Annotated in this window: 19 protein-coding genes and 1 tRNA gene; 11 read left to right on the top strand and 9 right to left on the bottom strand. The window is 66.5% G+C overall.

The window, feature by feature from the left end; genetic code table 11:
* Positions 1 to 105 precede the first annotated feature (105 nt).
* From HS053_RS05930 to HS053_RS05905, 6 genes are all read left to right on the top strand, one after another.
* Positions 106 to 498 (top strand): cytidine deaminase, encoded by a 393-nt coding sequence (locus HS053_RS05930; RefSeq protein ID WP_174210292.1) that lies wholly within the window; start codon positions 106 to 108, stop codon positions 496 to 498.
* The gene (locus HS053_RS05925) at positions 498 to 1805 is read left to right on the top strand and encodes a thymidine phosphorylase (protein WP_174210291.1); all 1308 of its coding nucleotides are present in this window, start codon (positions 498 to 500) and stop codon (positions 1803 to 1805) included. Before HS053_RS05930 ends, HS053_RS05925 begins: the two co-directional genes overlap by 1 nt.
* On the top strand, positions 1805 to 3001 hold the full coding sequence (locus tag HS053_RS05920) for a phosphopentomutase (RefSeq protein ID WP_174210290.1): 1197 nt from the start codon (positions 1805 to 1807) through the stop codon (positions 2999 to 3001). The genes HS053_RS05925 and HS053_RS05920 overlap by 1 nt, the downstream gene beginning before the upstream one ends.
* A 66-nt stretch (positions 3002 to 3067) precedes the next feature.
* Entirely contained in the window at positions 3068 to 4054 is a 987-nt protein-coding gene (locus HS053_RS05915) for an adenosine deaminase (RefSeq protein WP_174210289.1), read from the top strand.
* Positions 4047 to 4679, top strand: a complete 633-nt coding sequence (upp, locus tag HS053_RS05910; protein ID WP_174210288.1) for a uracil phosphoribosyltransferase — start codon at positions 4047 to 4049, stop codon at positions 4677 to 4679. Before HS053_RS05915 ends, upp begins: the two co-directional genes overlap by 8 nt.
* A 67-nt stretch (positions 4680 to 4746) precedes the next feature.
* Positions 4747 to 5874, top strand: a complete 1128-nt coding sequence (locus tag HS053_RS05905; protein ID WP_174210287.1) for an SPOR domain-containing protein — start codon at positions 4747 to 4749, stop codon at positions 5872 to 5874.
* A gap of 51 nt (positions 5875 to 5925) precedes the next feature.
* On the opposite strand, the gene HS053_RS05900 is transcribed toward HS053_RS05905, so the two are convergent.
* Positions 5926 to 6960 (bottom strand): hypothetical protein, encoded by a 1035-nt coding sequence (locus HS053_RS05900; RefSeq protein ID WP_174210286.1) that lies wholly within the window; start codon positions 6958 to 6960, stop codon positions 5926 to 5928.
* 66 nt (positions 6961 to 7026) lie between these two features.
* Positions 7027 to 8646, bottom strand: coding sequence for an AMP-binding protein (locus HS053_RS05895; RefSeq protein WP_174210285.1), 1620 nt, complete (start codon positions 8644 to 8646; stop codon positions 7027 to 7029).
* Between the two features lie 101 nt (positions 8647 to 8747).
* On the opposite strand from HS053_RS05895, the gene HS053_RS05890 reads away from it, so the two are divergent.
* Positions 8748 to 9668, top strand: a complete 921-nt coding sequence (locus tag HS053_RS05890; protein ID WP_347233300.1) for a DMT family transporter — start codon at positions 8748 to 8750, stop codon at positions 9666 to 9668.
* 30 nt (positions 9669 to 9698) lie between these two features.
* On the opposite strand, the gene HS053_RS05885 is transcribed toward HS053_RS05890, so the two are convergent.
* A complete protein-coding gene (locus tag HS053_RS05885; protein WP_174210283.1) occupies positions 9699 to 10280 on the bottom strand; it encodes a thymidine kinase in 582 nt (193 codons plus the stop codon).
* Positions 10281 to 10683: 403 nt separating this feature from the next.
* Between HS053_RS05885 and HS053_RS05880 the strand changes: the two genes are divergently transcribed.
* Positions 10684 to 11136 carry a hypothetical protein gene (locus tag HS053_RS05880; RefSeq protein WP_174210282.1) on the top strand — a complete coding sequence of 151 codons (453 nt, stop codon included), beginning with the start codon at positions 10684 to 10686 and terminating at the stop codon, positions 11134 to 11136.
* Positions 11137 to 11190: 54 nt separating this feature from the next.
* Here the strand turns inward: HS053_RS05880 and HS053_RS05875 are convergent, their stop codons facing one another.
* From HS053_RS05875 to HS053_RS05860, 4 genes are all read right to left on the bottom strand, one after another.
* Positions 11191 to 12531: a DEAD/DEAH box helicase gene (locus HS053_RS05875; RefSeq protein ID WP_174210281.1), complete on the bottom strand. Its 1341-nt coding sequence runs from the start codon at positions 12529 to 12531 to the stop codon at positions 11191 to 11193.
* 208 nt (positions 12532 to 12739) lie between these two features.
* Positions 12740 to 12815: transfer RNA gene (locus HS053_RS05870), tRNA-Ile, on the bottom strand.
* Positions 12806 to 13657: a metallophosphoesterase family protein gene (locus HS053_RS05865; RefSeq protein ID WP_174210280.1), complete on the bottom strand. Its 852-nt coding sequence runs from the start codon at positions 13655 to 13657 to the stop codon at positions 12806 to 12808. Before HS053_RS05865 ends, HS053_RS05870 begins: the two co-directional genes overlap by 10 nt.
* 3 nt (positions 13658 to 13660) lie before the next feature.
* A complete protein-coding gene (locus HS053_RS05860; RefSeq protein ID WP_174210279.1) occupies positions 13661 to 14581 on the bottom strand; it encodes a diacylglycerol/lipid kinase family protein in 921 nt (306 codons plus the stop codon).
* Between the two features lie 146 nt (positions 14582 to 14727).
* Here HS053_RS05860 and purM point away from each other — a divergent pair, with 146 nt between their 5' ends.
* On the top strand, positions 14728 to 15786 hold the full coding sequence (gene purM, locus HS053_RS05855; protein ID WP_174210278.1) for a phosphoribosylformylglycinamidine cyclo-ligase: 1059 nt from the start codon (positions 14728 to 14730) through the stop codon (positions 15784 to 15786).
* Entirely contained in the window at positions 15783 to 16373 is a 591-nt protein-coding gene (gene purN / locus HS053_RS05850) for a phosphoribosylglycinamide formyltransferase (RefSeq protein ID WP_174210277.1), read from the top strand. The genes purM and purN overlap by 4 nt, the downstream gene beginning before the upstream one ends.
* Before the next feature lie 9 nt (positions 16374 to 16382).
* Here purN and HS053_RS05845 read toward each other — a convergent pair whose 3' ends face one another.
* Positions 16383 to 16733 (bottom strand): YbaN family protein, encoded by a 351-nt coding sequence (locus HS053_RS05845; RefSeq protein ID WP_174210276.1) that lies wholly within the window; start codon positions 16731 to 16733, stop codon positions 16383 to 16385.
* Positions 16733 to 17158, bottom strand: a complete 426-nt coding sequence (locus HS053_RS05840) for a winged helix-turn-helix transcriptional regulator (protein WP_174210275.1) — start codon at positions 17156 to 17158, stop codon at positions 16733 to 16735. Before HS053_RS05840 ends, HS053_RS05845 begins: the two co-directional genes overlap by 1 nt.
* A gap of 96 nt (positions 17159 to 17254) precedes the next feature.
* On the opposite strand from HS053_RS05840, the gene HS053_RS05835 reads away from it, so the two are divergent.
* A complete protein-coding gene (locus HS053_RS05835) occupies positions 17255 to 18358 on the top strand; it encodes an NADH:flavin oxidoreductase (RefSeq protein ID WP_174210274.1) in 1104 nt (367 codons plus the stop codon).
* Positions 18359 to 18440 lie beyond the last annotated feature (82 nt).

Genomic DNA, 18440 nt, shown 5'->3' with positions numbered 1-18440 from the left:
ACCCTCACCTTGGGCAAGAAATGCGTCAAGCCCATGTGCAAGGCTTGCGCGCAAGGGGGGGAAGGGCGCAGAATGCTGACCAGATGGTCAAGACCGGAGAGCGATATGACGCTGTTGCAAGCTGCCACCGATGTCCGCCTGCGGGCCTATGCGCCCTATTCCCGCTTCAAGGTGGGGGCGGCGATCCGCGCCGCCTCGGGGGTGGTCTATCAGGGCTGCAATGTGGAAAACGTCGCCTATCCCGAAGGCACCTGCGCCGAAGCGGGCGCCATTGCCGCGATGATTGCCGCCGGCGATACCGTGATTGCCGAGGTTTGCGTGATTGCCGACAGCCCTTCACCCGTGCCGCCCTGCGGTGGCTGCCGCCAGAAACTGGCGGAATTTGCCGCGCCCGAGGTGCAGGTGACGCTTTGCACCACCGATGGCGCGCAAAAGGTGATGACCGTGGCCGAACTGCTGCCCGGCCTCTTCACCGCCGCCCATATGGACCGCACCTGATGGACGCCCGCGCCATCATCACGCGGCTGCGCGACGGCCAGACGCCCTCGGTTGAGGAGCTGCGCTGGTTTGCCGCGGGGCTGGCGGATGGCGGCGTCAGCGATGCACAGGCCGGGGCCTTTGCCATGGCGGTGCTGCTGAAGGGCTTGGGCGAAGAGGGGCGGGTGGCGCTGACCCGGGGGATGCGCGATTCGGGCCATGTGCTGGAATGGGACATGCCGGGGCCGGTCTTGGACAAGCATTCGACGGGTGGGATCGGCGATTGTGTGTCCTTGCTGCTGGCGCCCGCGCTGGCGGCCTGCGGCGCCTATGTGCCGATGATCTCGGGGCGTGGCCTTGGCCATACCGGCGGCACGCTGGACAAGCTTGAGGCGATCCCGGGCTTTCGCACCGCAATGGGCGAGGAGCAGTTGCGCACCCAACTGGCGCAGATCCGCTGCGCCATCGTTTCGGCAAGTGCCGAGATTGCCCCGGCGGACCGCCGCCTTTACGCCATCCGCGACGTCTCGGGCACGGTTGAGTCGATTGATCTGATCACCGCCTCGATCCTGTCGAAAAAGCTGGCGGCGGGGCTTGAGGCACTGGTGCTGGATGTCAAATGCGGCTCGGGCGCCTTCATGGCGACGCTGGACGGGGCCGAGGCGCTGGCGCGGGCGCTGGTTTCGACGGCGCAGGGCGCGGGCTGCATGACGACGGCGCTGATCACCGACATGACGCAGCCGCTGGCCACTGCCGCCGGCAATGCGCTTGAGGTGATTGAGACGATGGAGACGCTGACGGGCACCTCGGTCAATCCCGCGCTCTGGGACATTACCGCGGCGCTGGGGGGAGAGGCGTTGGCCTTGGGCGGGCTGGCGGCGGACCCGGCGGATGGCGCGGGGCGCATCGCGCAGGCGCTGGAATCGGGGGCGGCGGCGGAATGGTTCGGGCGGATGGTGGCGGCGCAGGGCGGGCCTGCCGATTTTGTCGAACGCTGGGCCGACCGGCTGCCCGCGGCGCCGGTGGTGGTCGAGGTGCCCAGCCCCCGCGCCGGACATGTCGGGGCGATCGACGGGCGGGCGCTGGGCCTTGCGGTGGTTGATCTGGGCGGTGGGCGGCAGCGCGAGGGGGATCGGGTGAACCCCTCGGTCGGGCTGTCCGATCTGGCCGGGATTGGCGATGAGATTGGCGCCGGTGACCCGCTCTGCATGATCCACGCCGCGACCCCGGCGCAGGCCGAAGCGGCTGTGCGTGCGGTGCAGGCGGCCTATCTGTTGCAGGATGCAGCACCGCCCGATGTGCCGTTGATATTGAAGAGGATTGCCTGATGCCCCGCGCCTTTCTGATCGTGATGGATTCGGTCGGCTGCGGCGGCGCACCCGATGCGGCGGCCTTCGGCGATGAGGGGGCGAATACCCTTGGCCATATCGCCCAAGCCTGTGCTGCGGGGCGTGCCGATCAGGGCCGCAGCGGGCCTTTGCAGATGCCGGTGCTGGATGGTCTGGGGCTGGGGGCGGCGATTGCGCTGGCCTCGGGCGCGCCGACACCCGGTTTGCACGCACGTCCCACCGGCCGCTGGGGCGCCGCGAGTGAGGTGAGCCGGGGCAAGGACACGCCCTCGGGCCATTGGGAACTGGCCGGGGTGCCGGTGCCATGGGACTGGGCCTATTTCCCCGACACCGTGCCCGCCTTTCCCGACGATCTGGTGGCGCTGGTCTGCCAACTGGCCGGAACGGATGGCATTTTGGGCAATTGCCATGCCTCGGGCGTGCCGATCATCGCCGAGCATTGCGAGGCGCATCTGAAGACCGGCTGGCCGATCTGCTATACCTCGGCGGATTCGGTGTTCCAGATTGCCGCGCATGAAGAAGCCTTCGGGCTGGAGCGGCTGTTGAAGCTCTGCGCCGATCTGGCACCGCATCTTCATGCGATGAAGGTGGGGCGGGTGATTGCGCGGCCCTTTACCGGCGTGCCGGGCGATTTCCGCCGCACCGCCAACCGCCGCGACTTTGCCATCGCTCCCCCGGCGCCGACGCTGCTGGATTGGGTGGCGGGGGCCGGGCGGGCGACCCATGCCATTGGCAAGATCGGCGATATCTTCTCGATGCAGGGCATCGGCAAGCTGTGGAAGGGCAAAAGCGACCTTGACCTTTTCGGACATCTCGACCGGCTTGCGGACGAGGTAGAGGAGGGTTCCTTGACCTTTGCCAACTTTGTCGAGTTTGACAGCCTTTACGGCCATCCGCGCGATGTGGCGGGCTATGCCCGCGCGCTGGAATGGTTCGACGGACGGGCAGGCGGCTTTCTGGCGCGACTGCGACCCGGCGATCTGGCGATTTTCACCGCCGATCACGGCAATGATCCGACATGGCGCGGCACCGAACACACGCGCGAGCGGGTGCCGGTGATCTGCGCCGGGGTGGGGGCGGGCGAGATCGGGCTTTGCGGCTTTACCGATGTGGCGGCAAGTGTCGCGGCGCATCTGGGGGTGGCGGCGCAGGGTGGCGGACGGTCGTTCCTGTGACGGCGGCGGAACCGGGGGCCAGCCCCCGGACCCCCGGGATATTTTTGGAGAGAGGATGAGGCTGGCGTGAAGAAACTGCCGAAGATCGAGTTGCATCTGCATCTGGAAGGCGGTGCGCCGCCTGCCTTTATCCGTGGGTTGGCGCGGGATAAGAAGCTGGATATTTCCGGCATCTTCAATGAGGACGGCAGCTATCGTTTCACCGATTTCTGGAACTTCCTGAAGGTATATGAGGCGGCCTGCACCACCTTGCAAAACCCCGAGGATTTCCGCCGCCTGACGCTGGCGGTGCTTGAGGAAAGTGCGGCAAGCGGCGTGATCTACAGCGAAACCTTCCTGTCGCCCGATTTCTGTGGCGGGCGCGATCTGGGCGCTTGGCGCGAATACCTGCTGGCGATCCGCGAGGCGGCGGACGAGGCCGAGCGCAGCATGGGCATCACCCTCCGCGGCGTGGTGACCTGCATCCGGCATTTCGGCCCGGAAAAGGCGCGCGAGACGGCCCTTTGTGCGGCGGAAACGGCGGGGGATTTCATCACCGGGTTCGGCATTGCCGGGGATGAGAAGGTGGGGGCGCCGAAGGATTATCTCTGGTCCTTCGACTGTGCCCGCGAGGCGGGGCTGCGGCTGACCGCCCATGCCGGCGAATGGGGCGGGCCGGACTCGGTGCGGGCCGCGATCCGCGATCTGGGGGTGGAGCGGATAGGGCACGGCGTGCGCGCCATCGAAGACCTGGCGCTGGTGGATGAGATTGCCGAGCGTGGCGTGGTGCTTGAGGTTTGTCCGGGGTCCAATGTCGCCTTGGGGATCTATCCCACCTTCCGCGCCCATCCCATCGGCCAGCTTTACGACCGGGGGGTGAAGGTGACGGTCAGCACCGACGATCCGCCGTTCTTCCATACGACCATGGCGCGGGAATATGACATGCTGAACCGCGCGTTCGACTGGGATGAGGGGGTGTTTGCCACCATTGCCCGGACCTCGCTTGACGCGGCTTTCTGTGACGCCGATACCAAGGCGAAACTCGCCCGAAAGCTGGAGGCCGCCGATGCTTGACCACCTGACCGTCGTTTCCCATCCGCTGGTGCAGCACAAGCTGACGATCATGCGCGACAAGGACACTTCGACCGCCTCGTTCCGCAAGCTTTTGCGCGAAATCAGCCTGCTTCTGGCCTATGAGGTGACGCGCGAGCTGCCGATGACCACGCGGCGGATCGAAACGCCGCTGCAGCCGATGGACGCCCCCGCGATCGAGGGCAAGAAGCTGGCGCTGATCTCGATTCTGCGGGCGGGCAACGGGCTCTTGGATGGCATTCTGGAACTGATCCCGGCGGCGCGCGTTGGGTTCGTCGGGCTTTACCGCGACCCCGAAACGCTGCAACCCGTGCAGTATTACTGCAAATTGCCCGATCATCTGGAGGATCGGGTGTCGATCGTGGTCGATCCGATGCTGGCCACCGGCAATTCCTCGGTTGCGGCGATTTCGCTTTTGAAACAGGCGGGTGCGAAGAATATCCGGTTCCTGTGCCTGTTGGCGGCTCCCGAGGGGATCGCGCGGATGAAAGAGACGCACCCGGATGTTCCGATTGTGACCGCGGCTGTGGATAACTGCCTGAATGACCATGGTTATATTGTTCCAGGTCTAGGGGATGCGGGCGACCGCATGTTCGGCACCAAATAGGGGTATCTGGCCCTTTACTCGGAAACAATCCTGCGCCATGCTTTTCCCAAGCTACTTGGGGGTAGTCATGTCGTTTCGCCTTGTCGCGGTTGCCGTATTGGCAACCGTTTGTGGGTCTGCATTGGTGCAGGCGCAATCTGTTGCCGATCTGGGCGGCCCTGCAAATCTGCCTCCGGCGGATTACAAGGGGCAGCAATTCGTTGACAATCGCGGCTGCATCTTTCTGAAGGCGGGCTATGGCGGGCAGACCACTTGGGTTCCGCGCGTCAGCCGCGACCGCAAGGCGCTTTGCGGCTATCCGCCGACCTTTGGCGCCGCGCCGGTGATCGAGATGGCGGAAGAGGTGGTGCCTGTGGCCAAGCCGGCGCCGGTTGTGGCCGCGGCGCCCGTCGTCAAGAAAGCGGCGCCGAAACCAGCGCCCGTTGCCACGGTTGCGGCGCCCGCGCCCTATACCGATACCGCGCCGCGGGGCAGCGAAGTTGCGGTTGCGGCTGGCCCGGGCCCCGGCAAGATCGGCTGCTACACCTCCGCCCCGGTGGCCGAGCGGGTGCGGTTGAGCGGTGGCGGAACGGCGGTGGTCTGCACCCGCGGCGATGGCACGCTGGATGGCTGGCGCCCGCCGATCTATCCGCAGGGGCGGGTCGGCGATGCCCTGAAAGGTGGGCAACAGCCTGTCGTGACCACTGGCAAGGCGGTAGCGGTGAAGTCTGCCCCTGTGGTTGTCGCCGCCGAGGCGGTTCCCGCAGCCCCCGAAGGCTATGTTCTGGCCTGGAAGGATGACAGGCTGAACCCCAACCGCGGCAAGGGCACGGCCGAGGGTTGGGCCGCGCAGGATCAGGTCTGGACCCGCAAGGTTCCGGCCAAACTGGTGGCGGATCAGCCGGCGGCCAAGCGCAAGCAGGTTCTGGTGACCTATTCGGCCAAGAATGTGCCCGAAGCACAGGTGCCGCAGGCCCCGGTCAAGGCGGCGGGGGCGATCTATGTGCAGGTCGGCAGTTTCGGCGTGCAGGCGAATGCCGATGGTGCAGCGGCGCGGCTGCGCGGGGCAGGGTTGCCCACGGCCCGGGCGAACATCACCGCGAAGGGCAAGGCATTGCAGATCGTGCTGGTGGGGCCTTTCGCCTCGGGCGCCGAAGCGAAGGCGGCCTTGTCCGTTGCCCGCAAGGCGGGGTTCGGGGATGCCTTCATCCGCTGAAATCGTGGCAAGACCCTGAGGACGCCCGCCGGAAACGGCGGGCGTTCTGCGTTACTGCGTGCAGATTGCCTGCAGTTCCAGCCAGGTCTCGTCGCTCAGAACCCGCTCTGCCGGGGTGGTGGCAAAGGGGTCAGCCTCGATCAGGCCCAATGTGGTTTCACCTGTGGCATCAAGGCTGTAGGCATAGGGCGATGACGGCACCCGCGCCGTGGCAAAGGCAGCGAGCAGCGCCTCGTCCGGCAGCGGGGGGAGCGGGTCTGTCTGGCGCACCAGACGTTCACCATAGCCCGACATCGCATCGGCTCCGGGCGCGCCGGTCGTCAGCAGTCGCAGGGTGGACCCCAGCCCCATATGCGACAACAAGGGCAGCACAGGGTCAGAGGATCTGGCCCGCAGCGCCTCGGCCAGAAGATAGCCCGCCACCACTTCGGGCGCATCGGCGCCCTGCACCAGCGGCGCGGGCAGCAGCAGGATATTGCCGGGCAGGTTGGCGGGGCGGGTCAGCCCCTCGCGCAGAATCTCGATCTGCGGCGGGTTGGCGGGGAAGAGCCGCGCCGCCAGCGTCGCCGCCGCCCGCCGCCCCGGCACCGAGCGGCAGGGCTGCCCGGTAACCCGGCCAAGATCGGCCAGCGCCGCCAGCCCCAGATCGGCCCGGGTTGGCGCGGGCAGCATCGCCGCCGTCCGCCCCACCAATTGCCCCGGCAGCCAGAACACCACCACCGCCACCACCAAAAGCGCCGAGCCGCCAAGGATCACGTTGCGCAGCCGCCCCGGATGCGGCTTGCGCCGTTCCAGAACGGTGTGCAGCGTGTCAAGTGCCGCGATCATGTCTCGGTCTTCCACCTCGAGCAATTCGCCGGTTTCGGGGCCGGGGGCATAAAGGGCAGGGCTTTCGCCGGGGTTCAGCCGCTCAACCGCGGGCAGCGACCATTGCGACAGCGCCATTTCGCTGCGCGGGTCCGACAGGACCAGCGTGGCCTCGCGCAGACCCACCACAACCTCACGCCGCTGAGATTGTTCGGTCTCACGCCAGAGCCCCGGGCTTTCCAGCCGCTGATACTTGCGAAGCGCCGTCTTGGGCGGCATTCCCCTGCCTTCTTCTCGGTTTGTCGCGGCAGGTTATCCCAGCCGCGCCGCCGCCACAATGACGGGTCAGAGCAGTTTTGCCACTGCCCGCAATTCAAACTTCTGGATCTTTCCGGTGGAGGTTTTGGGCAGATCGGCGAAAACCACCAGTTTCGGCGTGGCAAAACCCGCCAGACGCGCCCGGCAATGGGCGATCAGCTCGGCCTCGGTCACGGTGGCACCGGGCTTCAGTTCGACAAAGGCGCAAGGCACCTCGCCCCATTTCTCATCCGGCTTGGCCACCACGGCACAAAGGCTGACGGCGGGGTGATGCATCAGCGCGCCCTCCACCTCGACCGAAGACACGTTCTCGCCGCCGGAAATGATGATGTCCTTGGCGCGGTCGGTGATCTTCAGATAGCCGTCGGGGTGCTGAAAGGCGATGTCGCCGGTGCGGAACCAGCCGCCCTTGAACGCCTCGCGCGTGGCATCGGGGTTCTTGTAATAGCCCTTCATCACCAGATTGCCGCGCATGGCAATCTCGCCCAGATGGTGGGCGTCGCGCGGCACCGGATTGCCGTGGCTGTCCTGCACCTCGGCGCCTTCAAGCGCCGCCATCGCCACCCCTGTCCGGGCCTTGAGCGCGGCCCGGTCATCGCCGGTGATGCCGTCCCATTCGGTCTGCCACAGGCATTCGGTGGCCGGGCCATAGGTTTCGGTCAGCCCGTAGACCTGCGTGACGTTGAAGCCCAAGGGCTCAAACGCGGCCAGCGTGGCGGCGGGGGGCGGGGCGCCTGCGGTAAAGACCTCGACGATATGGGAAAAGGCGCGGCGGTCCTCTGCCTTGCAGTTGATCATCGTGTTCAGCACGATCGGCGCGCCGCCGAAATGCGTCACGCCTTCGTCGGCAATGGCGTCATAGATGGCTTTCGCCGTCACATCGCGGCAGCAGACCACGGTGCCGCCCAGCATCGGCACCATCCAAGTGTGGCACCAGCCGTTGCAATGAAACAGCGGCACGATGGTCAGGTAGACCGGGAAAAGCTGCATCCGCCAGCCGATCACGCTGGCCATGGTGGCCAGATAGGCGCCCCGGTGGTGATAGACCACGCCCTTGGGCCGCCCGGTGGTGCCCGAGGTATAGTTGATGGCAAGGCTTTCCCATTCATCCCCGGGCAGGAGCCAGTCCGCGGCGGGATTGCCCTCGGCCAGCAACTCCTCCCATGTGGAATGATGGCCCGAGGCGGTAAAGCCATGGTCCACCACCTCGATGATTTCGGGGCGGGGGCCTTTCATCAGCCGCAGCGCAGCCTCGGCCAAGGGGATCAGCGCGGCATCGACCAGCACGATCTTTGCCCCGGCATGGCCGAAGATATAGGCGACGGTATCGACATCCAGCCTTGTGTTGATGGTGTTCAGCACCGCTCCGGCCGCCGGAACTCCGAAATGGGCGATGGCCTGTTGCGGGATATTGGGCAAGAGGGTCGCCACCACATCGCCCGGCGCAATCCCCCGCGCTGTCAGGGCCGAGGCAAGCCGGCTCACTTCACCCGCGTAATCGGCATAGGTCAGCCGGGTGGTCTTCCAGACCAGCGCGGTGCGGTGGGCAAAGACATCCGCCGCCCGCCGCAAATGCGACAGCGGCGTCAGGGCCACATGGTTCGCCGCGCATTTCTCAAGCCCGGTTTCGTCTGCCAGCCAACCCATCTGATGCCCTCCCCGGAAACCCTTGGTGATATGTCGCTTTCCGGCGCGCAGTCTGCCGCCGCCCGGGGCAGATGGGAAGCCGGGAAACGAAGGAAGATAGTGTGAGCGTGACACAAGACCGCACCCTGGCCGCGGCGGGCCTGATCTTTGTCTATGCCACGGTGATCGGCTATACCGACAATTATGTGCGCGTGATCGCCGAAAGCGCCGGGCTCTGGCAGTTCCACTTCACCCGGACCTGCATGGCGATGGTTTTGCTGGGGCTGGCCGCGCTGGTGCTGGGCCTGCGGCTGCGCCCGGTGAACCTGCGGGCGGTGGTGGCGCGTTCGACCATCCATGGGCTGGCCATGGTGATCTATTTCGGGGCGCTGGCCTTTCTGCCGGTGGCGCTGGTGGCGGCGGGGCTGTTCACGGCGCCGATCTTTGTGCTGCTGATCTCGCGCTTTGCCTATGGCCATGCCATCGGCCCGGTGCGGATTTTCGCTGTGCTGCTGGGGTTCGCCGGGGTGATTCTGGTCCTTGGCCCCGAGGCACTGTCGGGCGCCTCCCTTGCTGCGGTGCTGCCGATTCTGGCCGGGGCGATGTACGCGATGGGCAATATCGCTACCCGTGAGTGGTGCGCGCAGGAACGGGCCGAAACACTGCTGGCGGGGTTCTTCCTGGCGCTGGGGGTGATCGGTGCGCTGGGGATGGCGGCGCTGACGCTGTGGCCGACCGAGGTTCCGGCGGGGGCGGAGTATTTCCTGATGCGCGGCCCGGTCTGGCCCGACGGGGCCTTCTGGCTCTGGACCTTCGTGCAGGCGGCGGGTTCGCTGATCGGGGTGGGCATGATGATCCGGGCTTATCAAATCACCGATGCCAGCCGGGCCTCTGTGCTGGAATACATGATCCTGCCGGCCTCGGCCTTTTGGTCTTATGTGATCTGGGGCCAGACGCTGGGGGCGCTGGCCTGGGTGGGCATGGCGCTGATCGTGGCGGCTGGAACGATGATCGCGCTGCGCGCGCGGGCGCAGGAGGGGTGAGCCGAAGAATTTTCGGCGAAAGTTCTTCTTTCAGCGGTCTGCGACCGCTGCGCGCCAATGGCGGCGGCAGAGGCTGACATAAGTTTCATTGCCGCCGATCTGCACCTGATCACCGTCTTTCAGCGCCTGCCCGTCTGGGCCGCGGCGGATGACCATGGTCGCCTTCTTGCCGCAATGGCAGATGGTGCGGACCTCGCGCATTTCGTCGGCCCAGGCCAGCAGGGCGGCCGAGCCGGGGAACAGGTTGCCCTGAAAATCCACCCGCAGCCCATAGCACATCACCGGCACGCCAAGGTCATCCACTGCGCGGGCCAATTGCCAGACCTGCTCCTTTGACAGGAATTGCGCCTCGTCGATGAAGACGCAGGCGACCGGGGCCTTCGCCAGATGTTCCTGCAATTTCAGGAACATATCCTCGCCGGGGGCAAAGGTGTCGGCGGGTTCGCCGATGCCGATGCGGCTGGCGATGCGGCCTTCGCCGGCGCGATTGTCGAACTGCGCGGTGATCAGCAGCGTCGCCATGCCGCCTTCGCGGTAGTTATGCGCGGCTTGCAGCAGCAGGGTTGATTTGCCCGCATTCATGGTCGAGTAATTGAAATAGAGCTTGGCCATGGCCCCGCTTATCCGAAGCGCCCCTTCCCCCGCAAGGGGAGGGGCGCCCGGATCGGGTGGGCGGCCCGCCCTGTGATGGCTTCGGCACAAGGCCCGAAGGGACAGGGGCGGATACCCGTCTGAAACCGCAACAATTGCCCGCCGCCACCTGGCCGCCGGGCGCACTCATCACCTGTTGACGGGCCCGCCGCACCGCCGGACCTTGCGGCCCGGCCTGTCCCTTGCGGGACGATGCACGGCGGACCCCCACCCAAAACCGACGCTGGGGGCGCCGGTCAACTACTCGCTACACGTCCGGTCGCCCGGAACATCTTTATCAATGACAAAGGCTTGCCATCGGATTAATGGGAAAACTCTATGGGATTTCCCCGCCCTCCCTGTTCGGGCGGCAGGATCGGTTGCGATGAGTATCGAGAGCTATCTGAAGAAACACACCGAAGCATTGGTCAAGGATGTCGGCATCGAATCCGCTTGCGCGTTGACGGGCAAGTCCAAGGCGACGCTGGGGCGCTATTACTCGGACGCGGACGAGCATGGCGACCGTTTCATGCCGATTGATGTGGTGGCTGCGCTAGAGGCGGGGGCGCGGTTCCCGCATGTCACTTCGGCGCTGGCCGATCTGCGCGGCATCACGCTGTCTTATGACGCGGCCAAGCACAACGCCAGCTCCAAGGGTGTCAATCAGGATGTGGTGGCGCTGGCGCAGCGTTTTGCCATGCTGATGAGCGAATACAATCAGGCGATCGGCGACGGCAAGATTTCGGTCAACGAAGCCAAGCGGCTGTTGCGCGAAACGCTGGCGCTGCAACAGGTGTTGCTGGACATGAAGCTGAACCTCGAAGACGAGGTCAGTTGACGCAAAGCGTTTGTCACAAAAGAAAAGGGGCGGCATCTGCCGCCCCTTTTTTGATCAGGCCGAACGCGGGCGCCCTGCGGCAGGCTTGCTGCCCCGGTGCGGCGACTGGCCGCCGCCCTGCGGACGCGCCGCCTTCGGGGCGCCGCCAGGGCGGCCGCCCTGCGCCTTGACCGGCGGTTTCGAGCCGGCCTTCTGGCCACCACGCGCCTGCGGGCGCTGGCCGCGGTTCTGGCCGGGCTTCGGGGCCGCAGCGATGGCATCGGCGGCCCAGGGCGCGCCACCGATCACCGGCAGCGGCTTTTTCAGCAGCTTTTCAATGGCCTGCAATTCGCCCATCTCGGCGGGGGCGCAGAAGCTGACCGAAGAGCCGTCGGCCCCCGCCCGCGCGGTGCGGCCGATGCGGTGGACATAATTGTCGGGCACATTGGGCAGGTCGTGATTGTAAACATGGCGGACCGTCGGAATGTCGATGCCGCGCGCGGCGACATCGGTGGCCACCAGCACATCCAGCGCGCCCGATTTGAAGTCGCTCAGGGTGCGGTCGCGCTGATTCTGGCTTTTGTTGCCATGGATCGAGCCGGCCTTGAACCCCCAGGAATCAAGCAGTTTCATCAGCTTTTCGGCACCATGCTTGGTGCGGTGAAAGACCAGTGCCTGTTCGCCCGGATGTTTCAGCAGATAGCTTTCCAGCAGCTTGGCCTTGTCGCCGTTGGGGATGTAATGCACGCCCTGGCTGATCCGCTCCACCGGCTTGCCGGGCGGGGCGACCTGCACGCGCACGGCGTTGCGCAGATAGGTGTCGGCAATCTCCTCGATATCCTTGGGCATGGTGGCCGAGAAGAGAAGGGTCTGCCGTTTCAACGGGATATGCTTGGCAATCTTGCGCAGCGAGTGGATGAAGCCCATGTCGAGCATATGGTCCGCCTCGTCCAGAACGAGGTAACCACACTTCTCAAGGCTGACATCGCCGCGTTCCAAGAGGTCGATCAGGCGGCCCGGGGTGGCGACCAGCACATCGGCACCCTTGGCCAGCGCCATCGACTGGCGTTGCAGCGAGGCGCCGCCCACCACCATCAGCACCTTGACGGCGGTGCCTTTGGTGAAAACCTCAATGTTTTCCTTGATCTGCGTGGTCAGCTCGCGCGTGGGGGCCAGGATCAGCGCCCGCACATTGCGCGGCCCCGGCGGATGGCCAAGGTCCAGCAGACGGTGCAAGAGAGGCAGGCCAAAGGCCGCCGTCTTGCCGGTGCCGGTCTGGGCCAGACCCATCAGATCGCGGCCCTCCATGATATGGGGAATGGCCTGCGCCTGAATGGGCGTGGGCGTTTGAAGATTGGTTTTCTCAAGTGCTTTCAGCAGCTTGGGCGAAAGGCCGAGATCGGCGAAGGTGGTCATCGGTATGTCCATACGAAAGGGAAGCCGACCCTCGCCCCCCGCGGTTACGGAGAAGCCGTGCCGACAGTGGCACCCCTGCGTGATGGTGGGAACCTCGCCCGGCATCCCCTTGTGCTCACGCGGCACGGGATGGAAGGGCTGAGGGGCAAATGGGGCATGGCGGGCCGGATGTCAAGGCAGGCCATGCCAAACGCGGCGTCGCGGGAATTGGTAGGCCCGGAGGGACTCGAACCCCCAACCAAGACGTTATGAGCGTCCGGCTCTAACCATTGAGCTACAGGCCCGGTTTCTGTTGCCTAGCAGATGCGACCGGAGGGTCAAGCGGCAGTTGCCAGCCGGTGGCAAGCCCGCCATCGGTGAAGCTGGCCGGAGGGTCGGGGGTGAAGGTGGTGGCGTCGCCCCGGGCGGCATAGCGGGTCACGCTGATGCGGCCCGCCGCATGGGTGATCAGGTTCAGGTCGTTTTCCTGCCCGCGCAACCGTGTGGAAAGTGTGGTGCCCGCCTGCACGCAGAGGAGGGCCCGCCCGCCTTCGCGCAACGCATAGGGCGCTGCGGCCCAATGGTGCAGATGGCCGCAGAGGATCACATCGGCCCCCGCCTCGGCCAGTGCCAGCGCGGCGGGGCCGGCGCCCTTCATCGGAGTCTTGCCGGATGCGGCAGGCTGGTGCAGCGGATGGTGCAGCGCCACCACCCGCAACTGCCCCGGCACCGCCGCACGCAGGCGGGCGCAGGTGCGGGCAAGCGCGCCGGGCCGGATCAGCCCGCGCTGCCAGACATGGGGATCGGCGGTGTTCAGCCCGATCACCCGCAGACCGGGAAGGTTCACCATCGGCTCCAGCTCGGGCGACACTGCCGCGCGCCAGCGGGCAAAGGGCCGCAAAAGCCGTGCCACCGGGTTCCACAGCGGCATGTCATGGTTGCCGGGCACCGAGAGGACAGGCCCCGGCAGCCGGGCGATCAGGGCCGCCGCCGCGTCAAATTGCTCCGGGCGGGCGCGCTGGGTCAGGTCGCCGGAAATCACCGTGACATCGGGGCAGAGCCGCCCGACCAGCGCCACCAGCGGCTCCAGCAATTCGGGCCGCTCGCGGCCGAAATGCAGGTCAGAAAGGTGGAGAAGCCGCACCATGGATCAGGCCGCTTCGGTTTCGGTGCCCACCTCGGCAGGAACGATCACGGTCAGGGCGCCCGGCAGGCGGCGAAAGGTAAAGGGGGCTGCCATTCGGTCGCGTTCGCCGTCGCGCGCGATGGTGCGGCGGCGGGCGTGGGTTTCGATCACCAACTCGGTTCCGGCCTGCAGCGTGAAATCGCGGTAGGGCCGGGCGGTCCGCAGGAACATCCGCAGCGCAAAGGTCAAAAGCTGCCAGCGCCGCAATTCGGGGGCGATATAAATGGCCAGCTTGCCCTGGCGGATCAGATCCACCCCGTCCTGCATTCCATATTGTTCAAGCTGATAGGCGTTATGGGCGACGAAGACCACCGGGCTGCGGTGATGGTCGGTGCGCCCGTCCACCGTCACCCGCAGCCGTGAGGGGCGGTCATAGGTGGCCAGTGTCCGCAGCGCCGACCAATAGGCCGACAGGCGCGAGCGGCCAAAGCGGGCATAGGCCGCCTCACGCCGCTCCAAGAGGGCGGGGTAAAGGCCAAGACTGGCATTGTTGAGGAACAGTTTGCCGTTCACCTCGCCTGCCGAAACCTCGCGCCGTTCCCCTGTCAGCAGCGCATCGAGCGCCCCGGCGGGATCGTTGGGCAGGCCAAGGCTGCGGGCAAAGAAGTTGAAGGTGCCCAAGGGCAGGATACCCATGGCGATGCCCGATCCGGCAAGTTCGGTCGCCACGCCGCAGATCGTGCCGTCGCCGCCCGCCGCGATCACCGTGGCAAAGCCGCCGTCACGGGCCCGTCGCGCCTCGGCCGGAATGCGGCGGCCATCGCGGATCATTCGCAGGTCCACCGCAAGGCCGCTGTCGCGCAGGGGTTGCAACAGGGCCGCGATCCGCTCGGCGTCCTTCTTGCCCGACCCGGCATTGGCCAGCACGACGACAGGGCCCTGCATTTTCACTCCCGCATTGCTTTGATGGCAGATAGGGGCGGGGGCGGGCTTGTCAATGTTGTCCGGGCTTTGTTGTTCGGGCTTTGTTGCGTGGCGCGGGCTTGTGTCGTATGGGGGCTGCGTCAAGGCGGGCGGCAAGGAGCGGGCAGATGGCGACGGGCGGGACCAAGGGGCATAACGGGCTGACCTATGCCGATGCGGGCGTCGATATCGACGCGGGCAATGCGCTGGTCGAGCGGATCAAGCCGGCGGCCAAACGCACCAACCGCAGCGGCACCATGGGCGGGCTTGGCGGCTTTGGCGCGCTCTTCGATCTGAAGGCGGCGGGCTATAACGACCCGATCCTTGTGGCGGCCACTGATGGCGTCGGCACCAAGCTGCGCATCGCCATCGACACCGGCAATGTCGATACGATCGGCGTCGATCTGGTGGCGATGTGCGTCAACGATCTGGTCTGCCAGGGCGCCGAGCCGCTGCTGTTCCTCGACTATTTCGCTACCGGCAAGTTGGAACTGGATCAGGCCACCCGCATCATCACCGGCATCGCCGCAGGGTGTGAGGCGTCCGGCTGCGCCCTGATTGGCGGCGAGACGGCAGAGATGCCCGGCATGTATCACGGCGGCGATTTTGACCTTGCCGGTTTCGCCGTGGGCGCGATGGAGCGGGGCGGCGAACTGCCCGCCGGCGTGCAGGAAGGCGATGTGCTGCTGGGCCTCGCCTCGAACGGGGTGCATTCCAACGGCTATTCCTTCGTCCGCAAGGTTGTGGAGCTTTCGGGCCTTGGCTGGGACGCCGATTGCCCCTTTGCCGAGGGCACGCTGGGCGCGGCCCTGCTGGCGCCGACCCGGCTTTATGTCAAGCAATGCCTTGCCGCCGTGCGCGCCGGGGGCGTTCATGCGCTGGCCCATATCACCGGCGGCGGTCTGACCGAAAATCCGCCGCGCGTGCTGCCCGAGGGGCTGGCCTGCGAGATTGATCTTTCGTCCTGGGAGCTGCCGCCGGTGTTCCGCTGGCTGGCCACCACGGCCAACATGGCCGAGGCGGAGCTGCTGAAGACCTTCAACTGCGGCATCGGCATGATCGCCGTCGTCGCCGAGGATCGGGCCGACGAGATTGCGGCGCTGCTGACCGCCGAAGGCGAGACCGTCACCCGCCTTGGCCGTGTCGTGGCGGGTGAGGGTGTGGTCTACAAGGGCCGCCTGCTGTGAAACGTGTCGCGCTCCTGATTTCCGGGGGCGGGTCGAACATGCTGGCCTTGGTGCGCGATATGGCGGGCGACCATCCGGCGCGGCCGGTTCTGGTGCTGTCGAATGATCCCATGGCGGGTGGTCTGGCCAAGGCTGCGGCGCTGGGCGTGCCGACGGCGGCGGTCGATCACCGCCCCTTTGGCCGCGACCGCGCTGCATTTGAAGCGGAACTGCTGAAACCCCTGCTCGCGGCCGAGCCGGACATCATCTGCCTTGCCGGGTTCATGCGGATTCTGACGCCCGGTTTCATCCGCCGCTTCGAAGGGCGGATGCTGAACATCCACCCCTCGCTTCTGCCGAAATACCCCGGCCTGCACACCCATCAGCGCGCGCTTGACGCCGGCGATACCGAGGCGGGCTGCACCGTGCATGAGGTGACGGCGGAACTCGACGCCGGGCCGCTGCTCGGTCAGGCGCGGGTGCCGGTGCTGCCCGGCGATACCGCCGATGCGCTGGCGGCACGGGTGCTGGTTGAAGAACATCGGCTTTATCCGGCGGTGCTGCGCCGCTTTGCGGCGGGTGACCGGACCCCGGTTCTGCTGCCCTAAGCGCCCTTGCTATGAGGGGCGCGTCAGGATGAAGGTCAGCGCCCCGCCCATCGCCAGCCCCTGCACCGCCAGCGCCCAAAGCGGCACCCGCAGCACAAGGCTCACCGCAAAGACCCCCGCCATGGCCAGCATCGCCCCCCGTTTGGCACCAGGGGCGATGGCCCCCCGCTCGGCCCAGTTGCGCAGGGGCGGGCCGAAAATCCGGTGCGTGACCAGCCAATCATGCAGCCGGGGCGAGGATTTGGCGAAACAGCCCGCCGCCAACAGCATGAAGGGTGTGGTCGGCAGCACCGGCAGCACCACGCCCAGCACCCCCAGCGCCACCGCCACCAACCCCAACCCCATCCAGAGCGCGCGCATCAGCCCTGTCCGTTCGTGCGGTCAAAGCTGGTCCGGGCGGCCTCGACCTCGGGCATATGGGTCTTGGTCCAGCGATAAAGCGCGCGGAACGGTTGCAGCAGGGTGCGGCCAAGCGCGCTCATCCGGTATTCCACCGCCACGGGCGAGGTGGGCAGCACCCGCCGCTCGATCAGCCCGTTGCGCTCCAGCCGCCGCAGGGTCTGGGTCAGCGATTTTTGCGACACCCCCTCCAGCCGCCGCTTGATGGCGTTGAACCGCTGCGGCTCGCCGTCCAGCACGGTCAGAATCATCATCGACCATTTGTCGGCGATCTGGTCGAACAGCAGCCGCGCCGGGCATTCCGCCGAAAACGTCTCATACCGGCAGCTTTCATCCACTGGCGCGGGCAAGTCGGGCGCGGCCAGATCGGGGGTCATGTCGTTCATGCGGTTACCTCGGGGTGACCTGGTGTGCGAAAGGTGCCTCATTGACACCAAGTATACAGATTATACCTATGCCGGGCGTTTGAAAAGGAGTTCCCGATGTCTGAAGCAACCGACACCCTGTTGCGCCCGTTCCGTCTCAAGGGGCTGGAGCTGAAGAACCGTATCGTCATGGCGCCCATGACCCGTGGCATGGCCGAGGGTGGCATTCCCGGGCAGAAGCAGGCCGATTACTATCGCCGCCGGGCCGAAGGCGGGGTCGGCCTGATCCTGTCCGAAGGCACGGTGGTGGACCGTCCGTCTTCGCGCAATCTGCCCGGCATTCCGTTCTTCCACGGCGAAGCGGCGCTTGCGGGCTGGAAGGGCGTGATCGAGGCCGTTCATGGCGCGGGCGGCAAGATGGGGCCGCAAATCTGGCACACAGGCTCGACCCGCGCGGGGTGGGAGCCGGAGGTGCCGGTGGAAAGCCCCTCGGGCCTTGTCGGCCCCGATGATCCGCGCGGCACGGCAATGACGGAAGAGGATATCGCCGACACCATCGCCGCCTTTGCCCGCGCCGCCGCCGATGCCAAGCGGCTGGGCTTTGACGTGGCTGAGATTCACGGTGCCCATGGTTATCTGATCGACCAGTTCTTCTGGTCGGGCACCAATCTGCGGACCGACCGCTGGGGCGGCGCCACGATTGCCGAGCGGTCGCGCTTTGCCGCCGAGATCATCAAGGCCACCCGTGCCGCCATCGGCCCGGATTTCCCGCTGATCCTGCGGGTCAGCCAGTGGAAGCAGCAGGAATACACCTCCCGCCTTGCCGCCACGCCCGCCGAGATGACCCAGTGGCTGTTGCCGCTGGTCGAGGCCGGGGTGGATATCCTGCATTGCTCGCAGCGCCGCTTCTGGGAGTCGGAATTCCCCGAACTGGACGGCGAAGAGGGGCTGAACTTTGCCGGCTGGGCCAAGAAACTGACGGGCGCCGCGACGATCAGCGTCGGCTCGGTCGGCCTTGGCGGCGATTTCTTTGCCGCTTTCGGCGGGCAGGGGGCGCAGGCTGCGCCGATCGACAAGCTGACCCGCCGCATGGCCAAGGGCGAGTTTGACCTGATCGCGGTCGGTCGCGCCCTGATCAGCGACCCGGCATGGGTCCGCCACCTTGAAGGCGGGGCTGACGCCCGCGGCTTTGACGCCAAGGATCTGGCCGAACTGGTCTGATGCCGGGGCGGGCGGGCCACACCGCCCGCCCGCCTTTGCAATAAGGGTTTTCAAGGCCCGCCCCGGCGCCTATAGCGAAAGG

The sequence above is a fragment of the Tabrizicola fusiformis genome, assembly GCF_013328815.1.
GTDB lineage: Bacteria > Pseudomonadota > Alphaproteobacteria > Rhodobacterales > Rhodobacteraceae > Fuscibacter.
This window is presented reverse-complemented; position numbering and strand designations above follow the sequence as displayed.

Coding starts and splice junctions, on each gene's coding strand:
- HS053_RS05905 (WP_174210287.1), top strand. CDS start 4,747: ATGTCGTTTCGCCTTGTCGCGGTTGCCGTATTGGCAACCGTTTGTGGG.
- HS053_RS05895 (WP_174210285.1), bottom strand. CDS start 8,646: ATGGGTTGGCTGGCAGACGAAACCGGGCTTGAGAAATGCGCGGCGAAC.
- HS053_RS05875 (WP_174210281.1), bottom strand. CDS start 12,531: ATGACCACCTTCGCCGATCTCGGCCTTTCGCCCAAGCTGCTGAAAGCA.
- HS053_RS05865 (WP_174210280.1), bottom strand. CDS start 13,657: ATGGTGCGGCTTCTCCACCTTTCTGACCTGCATTTCGGCCGCGAGCGG.
- HS053_RS05930 (WP_174210292.1), top strand. CDS start 106: ATGACGCTGTTGCAAGCTGCCACCGATGTCCGCCTGCGGGCCTATGCG.
- HS053_RS05845 (WP_174210276.1), bottom strand. CDS start 16,733: ATGCGCGCGCTCTGGATGGGGTTGGGGTTGGTGGCGGTGGCGCTGGGG.
- HS053_RS05900 (WP_174210286.1), bottom strand. CDS start 6,960: ATGCCGCCCAAGACGGCGCTTCGCAAGTATCAGCGGCTGGAAAGCCCG.
- HS053_RS05835 (WP_174210274.1), top strand. CDS start 17,255: ATGTCTGAAGCAACCGACACCCTGTTGCGCCCGTTCCGTCTCAAGGGG.
- HS053_RS05920 (WP_174210290.1), top strand. CDS start 1,805: ATGCCCCGCGCCTTTCTGATCGTGATGGATTCGGTCGGCTGCGGCGGC.
- upp (WP_174210288.1), top strand. CDS start 4,047: ATGCTTGACCACCTGACCGTCGTTTCCCATCCGCTGGTGCAGCACAAG.
- HS053_RS05885 (WP_174210283.1), bottom strand. CDS start 10,280: ATGGCCAAGCTCTATTTCAATTACTCGACCATGAATGCGGGCAAATCA.
- HS053_RS05860 (WP_174210279.1), bottom strand. CDS start 14,581: ATGCAGGGCCCTGTCGTCGTGCTGGCCAATGCCGGGTCGGGCAAGAAG.
- HS053_RS05840 (WP_174210275.1), bottom strand. CDS start 17,158: ATGAACGACATGACCCCCGATCTGGCCGCGCCCGACTTGCCCGCGCCA.
- purM (WP_174210278.1), top strand. CDS start 14,728: ATGGCGACGGGCGGGACCAAGGGGCATAACGGGCTGACCTATGCCGAT.
- HS053_RS05880 (WP_174210282.1), top strand. CDS start 10,684: ATGAGTATCGAGAGCTATCTGAAGAAACACACCGAAGCATTGGTCAAG.
- HS053_RS05925 (WP_174210291.1), top strand. CDS start 498: ATGGACGCCCGCGCCATCATCACGCGGCTGCGCGACGGCCAGACGCCC.